Origin of the sequence: Nocardia sp., assembly GCF_025465275.1 — a bacterium.
In the GTDB taxonomy this organism is placed as follows: domain Bacteria; phylum Actinomycetota; class Actinomycetes; order Mycobacteriales; family Mycobacteriaceae; genus Nocardia.
In genome coordinates this window covers 42,763-54,738 of the sequence record NZ_JAODNK010000064.1, presented here as the reverse complement: position 1 = coordinate 54,738, position 11,976 = coordinate 42,763, and the positions used below count along the sequence as shown (strand labels likewise).

Genomic DNA, 11,976 nt, shown 5'->3' with positions numbered 1-11,976 from the left:
ACATGTTTCAGAGGTATCGACGCCCGGGTCGAAGCCGGGCGCCGATACCTGTCGGCTCAGATCGCCGGCTCGGCGATCCGGCGGAGATGGGTGTCGAAGAACCGGGTGTGATTGTCGGCCATGAATCCGGCCATCCGCTGATGCCTGCCCGGATAGATGTGCAATGCCTTGTCCGCGGAGGCGCAGGCGTCGAACAATTCCAGACCGGGCTGACGGCCGATTTCCTCGTCGTCCCAGGCGATCGTGAAATCGACGGGGATCGTGAGCTGCCGCGCAGCTTCGAGCAGGGCCTCGAACGAGAAGACCGGGCCGAAGGCCGCGGCGGTGATCCGAGGTTCGGCGATGGTCAGCATCAGCCCGATCACGACGCCCAAGGTGGTGCCGCCGTAGCCGATCGGTGCTTCGGCGCCGATCTCGGGCAGCGCCTGCAAGGCATCGATGGTCGCCTGCCATTCCGGCACGGCCCGCTCGGCCAGTGAGGTGTTGTAGTCGATGATGACCTGGTCCATCGGCTCACCGGCCGCCCGCGCCGCGTGGAGCGCGTCGACCCACTGCTGGTCCCGTGCGTTTCGGGGACGGTCACCGTGGCCGGGCGCATCGATCGCGGCGATGGTGTAGCCCCTGCTCGTCACCTTGTGCTGGGCACTGGCCACGAGTCCCGGCGCCCGCTTGTGCATCCCGCCACTGTGACCGCTCAGCAGCAGGGGCATACCCTCGACGGAGCCGGATTCGGGCGAGAAGAGCACACCGGTGATGTCACCGAGTGTGAAGGAACGCTCCAGAACGCCATTGGACGACGTCTGGGCGGTGAAGTGAATGGTGTTGTGGTTCATGGTATTGCCTTTCGAGAGTGCCTATCGGCGCTCCCGGCGACACCAATGTCAACCGACCGTCCGTGAACGGAAAGGGGAGCACCCAACTGTTACTGCGTTCATGGGTCTCACCTCCTTGCGTGTGTCACGGACGTCAAGAGAGTAGCAGTAGGGGTAGCTCCTCCGTCAACAGTTATTCTGAGATTCGACAACAGTCAGCGAAAGACGCAGGGCCGCAGGGGCGCCGGCGGGAACCACCGGGTTTCGGGGCGGGATCGGGGCGAGGCGTTGATACGCGGCTCCCGGAGCAGGCCGCTGATCGACATCACTCTTGTTGGGCCAGAGTGAGAGTGCCCGTTCGGCCTGGGCGGCGATGGTGAGCGATGGATTCACGCCCAGGTTCGCGGAGATGGTGGAGCCGTCGATGACGTGCAGGCCCGGGTACCCGTAGAGCCGGTGGTAGGCGTCGACGACACCGGTCTGCGGGGAATCGCCTATGGCACAGCCGCCCAGGAAGTGACCGGTCATTGGGATGTTGAAAATGCTGCTGCTGGCGGACCCGGTGGGGACACCGTTGATCTTGGCGGCGACGCGGCGACCCACCTCGTGGCCGGAGGGGATCCAGGTCGGATTCGGTTCTCCCTCACCTTGTTTGGTGGTCATGCGGCGACCGAACAGGCCCTTCTTGGTGACGGTCGTAATGGAGTTGTCGACCGATTGCATGACCAAGAGGCCGATCATCTCTTCCGACCAGCGCCGCGGATTGTGCATCTTCAGCAGATCGCGGCGATTGCGCACCAGCTCACGCAACCAGGCTCGGCCGCGCGGCGGTTCACCGCTGACCATGGCGGTCGTCATGAGCGCGAGGACATTGCTGCCTTTGCCGTAGCGGACCGGCTCGATATGGGTGTCCGGATCCGGGTGGATCGAGGACGTGATCGCGACGCCCTTGGTGAAGTCGGTGTTCTTGTCGCGACTGCGAATCGATAGCAGCTCTTCGGAATTGGTGCGGGAGAGGTAGCCGAGACGCTCGGAGATATTCGGCAGCGAGCCGCCGTCGCGGAGACGGTGCAGCAGCCGCTGAGTGCCCAGTGAGGCCGCCGCGAAAATCACCTACTCGGCGGTAAATTCGCGGCGCTGCTTGCGAATCCAGCGACCGGTGCGGACCGTCTCGATGGCGTAGCCACCGCCGGACAGCGGGCGCACATCGGTGACAGTGGTCAGCGGATGCACTGCGGCACCGGCCTTTTCGGCAAGATACAGGTAGTTCTTGACCAAGGTGTTCTTGGCATTGTGGCGGCAGCCGGTCATACATTCGCCGCAGTGGGTGCAGGTGCGGCGGGCGGGCCCGGCACCACCGAAGAAGGGATCGGGGACGTCCTCCCCCGGCCGGCGGCCGGGGCCGCCGAAGAAGACGCCGACGGGCGTGCGCTGATAGGTGTCGGCAATGCCCATCTCGTCGGCAACCTCGAGCAGCACGCGGTCGCTGGGCGTGGTGGCGGGGTTCACCGTCACACCCAGCATGCGTTTGGCCTGGTTGTAGTGCGGGGCGAGTTCGGTCCTCCAGTCGGTGATGTGACCCCACTGGCGGTCGCCGTAGAACTTCTCCGGCGGCTCGTACAGGGTGTTGGCGTACACCAGCGAGCCGCCGCCGACCCCGGCGCCGCTCATGACGAAGGTGTCCTTCAATAGCGTCAGGCGCTGAATTCCGAAGCAGCCCAGGGCCGGAGCCCACAGGAACTGCCGGGCGCGCCAGGACGTCTTGGCGAATTCGTCGTCGGCGAAACGGCGACCTGCCTCCAGAACACCTACCCGGTAACCTTTTTCGATCAATCGCAGGGCACTCACGCTCCCGCCGAAGCCCGAGCCGATAACAATGACGTCGTAGTCGAAACGCATTCGATCTCCTCAGTGCTGCTGCGGCTCAGGACACCCGGACGAGCCGGAAGTCGGCCGGGTCCAGGCGAGCGGTCTGCCGGCGATAACCGGTGACGGTGCCGGGCCAGTTATTGGTGATGCGACCGGCGGCATTGCGATACCAACTGGTACAGAAATTCCAGGTGGACCGGTCCAGCCGATCCTGCACGCCGGCGTCGAACCGCTCCGCCACCGCGGTGCGCACCTGCAGCACGTGACCGGTTGCGGTGGTGAGCTTTTCGACGGCCTGGCGAATGTAGCGGGCCTGCGCCTCGATCATGCTCACGATGGATCCCGCGCCCAGATTGGTATTGGGTCCGTACACCAGGAACATATTCGGGAAGCCGGGCACCGCAATGCCTTTGAAGGCGTGTGCGCCCGCGGCCCACTCGTCGTGCAGCTTGCGCCCGCGGCTCCCGCTGACGCTCATGGGCCAGAGGAATTCGGTGCCCTTGAAGCCTGTGCCGTAGATGATCACATCCACCTGGTGCACCACTCCGTCCTCGGTGCGTATCGCATTCGGCAGGATCTCGGCGATACCGGCGGTCTCCACGTGCACATTGGGCTGAGTGAGCGCCGGAAAGTAGTTGTTGGAGAACAGTGCTCGCTTGCAGCCCGGCGGGGCGTCCGGAGTCAGCTTGGCGCGCAGGACCGGATCGGCGACCTGCTTCTCCAGGTGCCGAGCGCTCACCTTGGTAATGAGCGGGCGAATGGCCGGAATATCCACCAGGCTCAGTGCAATCGTCTCGCACAGCGCCCACCAGGCGAGCCGCTCCCCCTGCAAGGTCGGCGGCAGATATTTGAACAGCGCCTGCCGCACCGGCCCATAGTACGTATCCGGCTTGGGCAGAATGAAGGTGGACGAGCGCTGGAACAGCGTCAGATAGGCGGCCTGCGGTTGCACCACAGGAACGAATTGGACTGCGCTGGCACCGGTTCCGATGACGGCAATGCGCTTCCCGGTGAGATCGGCACTGTGATCCCATCCGGCGGAGTGGAAGGCCACGCCCTCGAACGATTCGATGCCCGGGATATCCGGCATGGCGGGGCGCGAGAGCTGCCCGACCGCCGAGACGAGCACATCCGCGGTGAGCGTCGACCCGTCGGCAATGCGCACCGTCCACTGCCCGGTGTCGTCGTCGTACTCGGTGGCGGTCACCTCGCACCCGAAGCGAGTCTTCTCGATCAGCCCGTACTTCTCGGCCAGCCCGCGCAGATACCGCTGGATCTCCACCTGTGGCGCACACCGCTTGCTCCACCGCGGATTGGGTTCATAGGAGAACGAGTACAGCGGCGAGGGCACATCGCACTCCGCGCCCGGATAGGTGTTGTCCCGCCACACCCCGCCCACGTCGGACCCGCGCTCGAGGAGGACAAAATCGTCGATCCCCGCCCGCGTCAATTCCATGGCCATGCCGATACCGCCGAAGCCGGTGCCGATGATCACGATCGACGGGCTGGTCCGCTTGCTCATGCGACAACGCTACGACCTGCGGTAATGCCTTCCACAAAGCGCGGCGGCCAATAAATCAATAGTTTCGGCCATAATCGGGGGATGAGTACCGTCGAGGAGCCGGAGGTCCGGACCTGGAACTTCCCGCGCGGCACCGCCAGCGTCGCGGTCATGGTCGGGTTCGCCGCCGAGCACGGTGTGCCGGCCGATCGCCTACTCGCGGGCACCGGGCTGCACGAGCGTGTGCTCACCGATGCGGATGCGCAGATCTCCGCCGAGACCGAGCTGGCGGTGGTGCGCAATCTGGTCCGGGAACTGGCGGATGTGCCCGCACTCGGCGTCGAGGTGGGCCGCCGCTATCGCATCAGCACCTTCGGCATCTTCGGATACGCCTGTGTCACCAGTCCGACCCTGCGTGAGGCCATCTCCCTCGCGCTGCGCTACTACCGTCTCGGCTTCGCCTTCTGCACACCGATCGTGGAATCCCGGCCGCGCGAGTTGATCACCTGGATCCATCACGACACCATCCCCGCCGATGTGCAGCAGTTCCTGGTCGAGCGGGACATTGTCGCCATGCATCGGGTGATGAGCGATCTGCTCGGCGCCCGGGTCGATTTCAGCAGCGCCCAATTCTCCTATCCGGCAACGGATCAGACGGAGATCCTGGAGCGGCTGTTCGGGGTGCGCCCGCAGTTCGACCGCGCGCACACCACCTTCGGCATCGATCCGGATCTGCTCACCCAGGCGCTCCCCCAGGCCAATCAACCCACCTGGGCCGTCTGCGTGGCGCAGTGCCGCGATCTGCTGCACCGCCGCAGCGCCCGCACCGGTATTGCGGCCGAGGTCCGTGATCGCCTGCTACCCGGCACCGGCGCAACAGGATTCAGTACGCCGCCCACCCTCGAAGCGGTCTGTCGCGACCTCAATCTCAGCCCCCGCACGCTGCGCCGCCACCTGGTCGCCGCAGGTACCAGCTACCGCGCACTCCTCGATGAAGTGCGCCAGGCCCTGGCCGAGGAAATGCTCACCGCCACCCCACTCTCGGTGGACGACATAGCCATTCGGCTCGGCTACGCCGAAGCCACTCCGTTCATCCACGCCTTCAAACGCTGGACCGCCACCACGCCGGCCGCCTACCGCCGCGCCCACCGCCGGGATTGACGCCCGAATACCTGGTCACCAGCGAAATCCTCGCATCCGGAATCACAGCGATTTCAAACCTGGCTCACGGCATTGGCCGCCCTCATAGTGCAGGTCTGCGGCACTGATGAGGCGGTACCGCAGTGTTTTTCCTGTTTGGAGGCAGTGGTGACAAGTTGCGAACCCGCGCCGGAATCTTCCGGCGCCAGACCATCATGGCTCGATCCCCTCGGCCGGCTGGGAGCCGACTGGTGGTCCGTAATCGTGGCGGGTACGGCGACAGTGCTCGCCGTATTCGACGCCCTGCCCAAGATTCCGTGGTGACACCGTGAGTGATACCGCGATCGACCTGAACAAGGCCGACGACGAGTTCGACGAGACTCCGAGCGGGCCGCTCACCGCCAAGGGCCTGCTCGCCTACCTGCCCGGCATCGCACTGCTGGTGGCGGTGGGCGTGCTCGGCAAGTACACCGAGATCTGGTGGCTGAAGATAGCCAAGCACGAGCACTGGACCGTGCCCGATATCGAGTACGTGCTGTGGGCCATTCTGATCGGCCTGCTCATTACCAATACCGTTGGCCTGCACCGCATCTTCCGCCCCGGCGTGGGGACCTACGAGTTCTGGCTGAAGGTCGGCATCATCGCGCTCGGCTCTCGCTTCTTGCTCGGCGACGTGGCAAAACTGGGCGGTACCAGCATCATTCAGATCCTGGTGGATATGACGGCGTCCGGGGTCATCATCCTGACCGTGGCCCGCCTGCTCGGGCTGTCGGGCAAGCTCGGATCGCTGCTGGCGATCGGCACCGCGATCTGTGGCGTGTCGGCGATCATCGCCGCCAAAGGCGCTATCCGGGCACGCAATTCGGATGTCGGCTATGCCATTGCCGCGATTCTGGCGCTCGGCGCGGTCGCGCTGTTCGCACTGCCGCCGCTCGGGCACGCCATCGGCCTGACCGATCACGAGTTCGGGCTGTGGGCCGGTCTGGCGGTCGACAACACCGCGGAGACCACCGCCACCGGCTACCTGTTCTCCGATACGGCGGGCAAGACCGCGGTGCTGGTCAAGTCGACCCGCAATGCGCTCATCGGATTCGTGGTGCTGGGCTTCGCGGCCTACTGGGCCGCTCGTGGCGAAGCCGATGCCATCGCACCGGGTCTGCGTGCCAAGGCCGCCTTCGTCTGGGCCAAGTTCCCGAAGTTCGTGCTCGGCTTCCTGGCGGTCTCGGCCCTCGCGACCGCGCACTGGCTCAACAAGGCACAGGTCACCAATCTGGGCAATCTGTCGCGCTGGGCGTTCCTGCTCACCTTCGCGGGCGTGGGTCTGAACACCAATATCCGCGAGCTGGCCCGCACCGGCTGGCGGCCGCTGGTGGTGGCGGTGATCGGCCTGGTGACGGTCGCCGTGGTCTCACTGGGCCTGGTGCTGTTCACTTCTCGCGTCCTGCACTGGAATGTCGGAGTCTGATTACCGCAAGATCTGACTACCGCAGATGAATAGGGCCGGGATCCAATGGATCCCGGCCCTATTCGGTGGTGTCCGAAGCTCAGGCTCCGCGCTGCATCTGCATCGACTGCACGTCCTCGAAACGCTCGGCCAGGAAACGCATGGCAGGTCCGGCAAAAGACAGTGCGCCGGTGATGTGTTCGCGACGCGGCATGGACAGCATGGTGACGTCCACGCCGAGGGCCTTCCAGTCCTCCGCGAGCCGCACGGCCTGCGGATACGGGATGATCTGTTCGGCGGTACCGCCCGCGACCAGCACCGGCGCGGCGGGCGCGAGCGAGCCGAGCTTGTTCTCGCGGAGCCGCACTTTGACTTCCGGCACCTCGAACGGCATGCGGTGGCAGTACGTAGAGACGCGCTTGGGCACGAAGGCGCCCAGGCCGATGCCGACCAGCGCGGCGGGAATCGCGTGCGTCCGGCGGAACACCGCCGCGAGCGCCCGGCCCTGCGGCTTGAGGTACTGCAGCACATCGAGTTCCGGGTATGCGGCGTCCAGGCCGAGCACGCCGTAGAAGAGCAGGAAGGCGTAGGGGGTGCCGTCCAGGAAGGCGATCATGTCTTCCAGATCGGCGGGGGCCGAACCGACCACACCGCCGGCCAGCGGCAGATCGGGCGCATAGCCGGGCTGCAATTGCAGCGCCCAGCCGGCGGCGCAACCGCCTTCGGAGTAGCCGTAGATGCCGAGCGGACCGTTCGGGTCCAAGCCCGCGGCGGTCAGGCGACGGGCGGCGCGCATGCTGTCGAGCACCGACGGTCCCAGTGCGCGGCCCATGACATACGGGTGCGTGCCCGGATTACCCAATCCCGGGTAGTCGGTAATGGCGAGGGCCCAGCCGCGGCGCAGCGCGGCGGTAATGAAGATCGATTCGTACTCCAGGCCGACGCGCAGCTGCCAGGAGGCGGCGGCAATCTTATCGGCCAGCCCCTGGGTGCCCACGGCATAGCCGATCAGCGGTCGCGACCCCTCGCCGCGCCACGGCTCGCGCGGCACCAGCACGGTGCCGGTGACCTGGATGGGGTCGCCGGAAGCATTGGTGGAGGTGTAATCGATGCGCCACGCGCGGGCGGGAAGTCGCAGGCCGGGCAGCAGATACGCCGTCATGGGCTCCGCCGACAGCAGTCGACCCGGGACAGGTCCGGCGGATGTCGCCGTAGACCTTCCGGCACCGACCGCCGCCTCGTCGAAGCGGTTGGTGAATGCAGTCATCTTTGCCTGCCCTTCTCGCGCCAAACACTCTCTATGCAGTTGTCGCGCAATCGAATCCACTTGTTAACAACTGTCCCGGACAGCGCGCCATTCCCGCCACGATACCGAAAATGAGAGAAAGTGACAGGTTGTGATGCAACCGCTCCCACTCGGTGGGACAGCTCACTGCGGCCGATACCGAACGGTGAGCTGAATAACGGTGTGCGAAATACCGAGCCGCCCGCGCCTGTTGCCCGCTGCGTGACCACTCCGCTGCGCATTCTGCTGATCTCGGGCAGCACCCGGGACAGTTCCACCAATACCGCCGCCCTCCGCACCGTGGTAGCCCTCGCCCCCGCGGGCATCGAGGCGACACTGTACGACGGGCTGGTCGGCCTGCCCGCCTTCATCCCGGGCGACGAGGCCGCACCCGCCACCGTCGAATTGCTGCGCAAGCGGATCGGCGCGGCCGACGCCGTGCTCATCAGCGCCCCCGAGTACGCCGGCATGATCCCGGGCAGCCTCAAGAACCTCCTGGAATGGACCGTCGGCACCGGCGATCTGGTGGACAAACCGGTGGCATGGATCAATGTCGCCTTCCCCGGCCGCGGTGACGCGGCCGTCGAGACGCTGCGCACGGTGCTGGGATACGTGAGCGCCGACATCGTCGAATCCGCCTGCGGCCGAATCACCGTCCTGCGCGAACAACTCGGGGCAGACGGTCTCGTCGAGGATGCGGAGGTACGCGAGCACCTGAGCCGAGTACTCCCCGCGCTCGCCGCGCATGTGCGCGAGAAGAATTCGACCCACACGTAAGCCACTAGCCCAGTCGTCCACGACAACAACAGATCCGGCATCGCCGAGTGGCACATGGTGGAGGGCCCCACTCGGCATTCGCCGCCACCATGTGCCACTCGGCTGACGGAGTCCTATTTTCCTGACCAGCGGGGGGTGCGGCGTTCGAGGAATGCGGAGATGCCTTCGGCTGTGTCCGCGGAGGAGAGAGTGGCCGCCATTGCGGCTTCGGTGACCTGCCAGGCTTCCGCATCGTCGGCGGAGTTCATTGTTTCCAGGGCTACGAGGCTTTCGCGTACCGAGACTGGGGCGTTGAGGGCTATGCGGGTGGCCAGTTCGAGGGCGGCGGGGATGGTTTCGCCTTCGTCGGTGAGGCGATTGACGAAGCCGAGTTGCCAGGCTCGTTCGGCGGGGAGCGGTTCGCCGGTGAGGAGGAGTTCTTTGGCGATGTTCAGGGGGAGAGCACGTTGTGTGCGGAAGAGGCCGCCGCAGGTGGCTATGACGCCGCGGCGGGGCTCGGGGAGGCCGAAGGCAGCGGTGCGCGCGGCTACCACCAGGTCGCAAGCCAGGACCAGTTCCATACCGCCGCCGAGGGCCCGGCCCTCCACCGCAGCGATGAGGGGTTTGCGGCGGGTGCGGCGGATGACGCCGTATTCGCCGCCGCGCCCGGTGCGGCCGCCGGAGCCGGCGGCCAGGTCGGTGCCTGCCGAGAAGATGTCTCCGGTGCCGGTCAGCACTGCCACCCACAGGTCCGGATCGTCTTCGAAGGTATTGAGCGCGCTGTCCAGGCCGGCGGTCATTTCCGCGTCGATGGCATTGCGCTTGTGCGGGCGATTCATCCTGATGATCAGGGTTCGGTCCGCGCGTTCCAGATCCACACTCATGGTCCGATCATGGCGGACGCCGGAGGATCTGTGCCGGATTCAGTCCTTGCGGGCGAGACCGCCGTACGCGCCGGAGCTTTCCGGGTGCTCGCCGACATCGGCGGGATCCTCCGGGCGCCACAGCGGCAGGTGCACCAGACCCGGCTCGAGCAGCGTCCAGTCGTAGAAATAGGTCGCGATGTCGTCCTTGCCGCGCAGCACGATCTCGGTGGAGGTACGACCCGAAAGCTTCTGCGCCTCCAGCACTTCGGCCGGCTGACCGTCGGAGGTGGCGTGCGTGATGGCGACATAACTGCCGGGCGCACAGACCTCGAGCAAACGTGCGACGGCGGCGGCCGGCTCACTCTCGTCGGGCACGAAATGCAGTACACCGAGCAGCAATACGGCGATCGGTCGATCGAAGTCCAGCAGTTTGGCCACTTCCGGCGCGGCAAGGATCGAATCCGGTTGTGCCACATCGCCGTGAATGACCGCTGCGAGCGGATTGCCCTCCAGGATCGCCTGGCTGTGCGCGACCGCGACCGGGTCGATATCGACGTAAACGACTCGCGCCTCGGGGTTTCGAGCCTGTGCGACCTCGTGCACATTGCCGACGGTCGGGATGCCCGAGCCCAGATCGAGGAACTGATCGATGCCCGCATCGGCCAGGAAGCGCACTGCGCGCCGCAGCAGATCCCGGTTCGCGCGCATGGTCTCCGCGACATTGGGGGTGAACTTCTCGATCATCTGCGCGAGTTCACGATCGATCTCGAAGTTGTGCATGCCGCCGACAAAATAGTCGTATACGCGGGAGGCGCTGGGGCGATCCAGATCGATACCCTCGGGAGCCCAACTCGGTCTGGTCATCGATCCCACTACCCCTCTCGAACCCACACTGCCAATCGTTAAGCGCCGCAATGGTATCCCACTATGGGCTGCTGGGGCGGGGTTCGCGGGCACCGACCGGTCGGGCTACCATCGACCCTCATGGCGTCGGATTCCGGGGGTGGGCCGGAGCAGGATGGCCCGCACGCCGACTTGGTCGAACAGTGGGTAGCCGCGCTCGACAGCGGAGCCCGCGATCATGTCGTGCCCATGAGCCGGGACGAAGCCGCCGCCCTGATCGCCCTGCTGGCGGAGCAGCTGGACGCCGCCGCCCGCACCGGAGAATCCGCCGATCAGGTTGCCGAACTCGGCGCGAAACTGGCACGGGCGCACTTCGTCGGCGACGAAGTGCTGGGCCGCAGCGTCTCCGTCCTCAACGCGTATTTCACCCGGGAGAAGGGAATTCCCAGCGCGCGTGCCGCAGAGTTGCTGGGGGCCTTCACAACCGGCTATGTGCGCGCTTTCCGAAGCTGGCTGCTCACCGAGCAGGAAAGTGTGCGCGTCGCCGAGATCACCGCGCGTATCCAGGTGCAGGAGCAGTTGCGGGCCAGCGAGGCGCGCTTCCGGGCGGTGTTCGCGCAGGCCGGGATCGGCACCGGGCTATCGGATATGACCGGGCGCATCATCGAGGTCAACAATGCCTTCGCGAACATGCTCGGTTATTCACCGGAGGAGATGAGCGCTCTCGAGGTCACCGAACTCGGCCATCCCGACGATGATCCGGGCATGTGGCCGCTGTACGCCTCGGTGCTGCGCGGCGATGTCGACAATGCGCAGATGGAGAAGGCCTATCCGCATCGGGACGGGCGCACGGTGTGGACGAATATCAATGTCTCGCTCATTCGGGACGAGCGCGGCGTGCCCCGGTACACGCTTGTGCTGGTGGAGGACATCTCCGAGCGGCGGGCACTGCGTGAGCGCCTGCACTACCGGGCCCATCACGATCAGCTGACCGGGCTGGCCAATCGCTCCCGCTTCTTCGACGCGCTCACCGCCGCGTTCACCGACCCCGACAGCCGAGTGGGGCTCTGCTACGTCGATCTCGATCATTTCAAGGCGGTGAACGACACCTTCGGGCATGCGGTCGGCGATGAACTGCTGGTACAGGCGGCCGCGCGGCTGGACGACTGCGCCTCCGGCTTCGGGCAGCTGGTGGCCCGCATGGGCGGCGACGAATTCGTCATTCTGGTGCCGAATTCCACCGCCGAGGTGGACGAGGTGGCGCGCGGTGTGCGGCACGCCTTCGCGCTCCCGTTCGAGGTGCAGGGCCATCGGCTGACCGTCACCGCCAGCGTCGGCATTGCCGAGGAGTACGCCGCGCACACCACCGCCGACGATCTGCTGCAGGCAGCGGACTATTCCATGTACTGGGCCAAGGCCTCGGGGCAGCGGCGCCGGACCGATACGGCCGCCGGCTAGCT

Annotated in this window: 10 protein-coding genes and 1 pseudogene; 5 read left to right on the top strand and 6 right to left on the bottom strand. The window is 66.0% G+C overall.

What is annotated here, in order from left to right; all coding sequences use genetic code 11:
- Nucleotides 1-56: 56 nt before the first annotated feature.
- The 3 genes and pseudogenes from JWN03_RS14815 to JWN03_RS14805 form a co-directional block, all read right to left on the bottom strand.
- Nucleotides 57-818, bottom strand: a complete 762-nt coding sequence (locus JWN03_RS14815) for an alpha/beta hydrolase (RefSeq protein WP_297614798.1) — start codon at nt 816-818, stop codon at nt 57-59.
- Nucleotides 819-998: 180 nt separating this feature from the next.
- Nucleotides 999-2,711: pseudogene (locus JWN03_RS14810) on the bottom strand (GMC oxidoreductase).
- Nucleotides 2,712-2,736: 25 nt separating this feature from the next.
- Nucleotides 2,737-4,203 carry a flavin-containing monooxygenase gene (locus JWN03_RS14805; RefSeq protein WP_297614752.1) on the bottom strand — a complete coding sequence of 489 codons (1,467 nt, stop codon included), beginning with the start codon at nt 4,201-4,203 and terminating at the stop codon, nt 2,737-2,739.
- Between the two features lie 81 nt (nt 4,204-4,284).
- On the opposite strand from JWN03_RS14805, the gene JWN03_RS14800 reads away from it, so the two are divergent.
- The 3 genes from JWN03_RS14800 (at nt 4,285) to JWN03_RS14790 (ending at nt 6,787) form a co-directional block, all read left to right on the top strand.
- Nucleotides 4,285-5,343 carry an AraC family transcriptional regulator gene (locus JWN03_RS14800; RefSeq protein WP_297614750.1) on the top strand — a complete coding sequence of 353 codons (1,059 nt, stop codon included), beginning with the start codon at nt 4,285-4,287 and terminating at the stop codon, nt 5,341-5,343.
- Between the two features lie 147 nt (nt 5,344-5,490).
- Nucleotides 5,491-5,646 carry a hypothetical protein gene (locus JWN03_RS14795; protein WP_297614748.1) on the top strand — a complete coding sequence of 52 codons (156 nt, stop codon included), beginning with the start codon at nt 5,491-5,493 and terminating at the stop codon, nt 5,644-5,646.
- A 4-nt stretch (nt 5,647-5,650) separates the two neighbouring features.
- Nucleotides 5,651-6,787: a YeiH family protein gene (locus JWN03_RS14790; protein ID WP_441342991.1), complete on the top strand. Its 1,137-nt coding sequence runs from the start codon at nt 5,651-5,653 to the stop codon at nt 6,785-6,787.
- A 79-nt stretch (nt 6,788-6,866) separates the two neighbouring features.
- On the opposite strand, the gene JWN03_RS14785 is transcribed toward JWN03_RS14790, so the two are convergent.
- A complete protein-coding gene (locus tag JWN03_RS14785) occupies nt 6,867-8,033 on the bottom strand; it encodes a lipase family protein (protein WP_297614746.1) in 1,167 nt (388 codons plus the stop codon).
- Between the two features lie 201 nt (nt 8,034-8,234).
- Here JWN03_RS14785 and JWN03_RS14780 point away from each other — a divergent pair, with 201 nt between their 5' ends.
- Entirely contained in the window at nt 8,235-8,828 is a 594-nt protein-coding gene (locus JWN03_RS14780) for an NADPH-dependent FMN reductase (RefSeq protein WP_297614744.1), read from the top strand.
- Between the two features lie 113 nt (nt 8,829-8,941).
- Here the strand turns inward: JWN03_RS14780 and JWN03_RS14775 are convergent, their stop codons facing one another.
- Nucleotides 8,942-9,691, bottom strand: a complete 750-nt coding sequence (locus JWN03_RS14775; RefSeq protein WP_297614742.1) for an enoyl-CoA hydratase-related protein — start codon at nt 9,689-9,691, stop codon at nt 8,942-8,944.
- Nucleotides 9,692-9,730: 39 nt separating this feature from the next.
- Nucleotides 9,731-10,537, bottom strand: a complete 807-nt coding sequence (locus JWN03_RS14770; protein ID WP_297614740.1) for an SAM-dependent methyltransferase — start codon at nt 10,535-10,537, stop codon at nt 9,731-9,733.
- A gap of 120 nt (nt 10,538-10,657) precedes the next feature.
- On the opposite strand from JWN03_RS14770, the gene JWN03_RS14765 reads away from it, so the two are divergent.
- Nucleotides 10,658-11,974, top strand: coding sequence for a sensor domain-containing diguanylate cyclase (locus tag JWN03_RS14765; protein ID WP_297614738.1), 1,317 nt, complete (start codon nt 10,658-10,660; stop codon nt 11,972-11,974).
- The last annotated feature ends 2 nt before the right edge of the window (nt 11,975-11,976 follow it).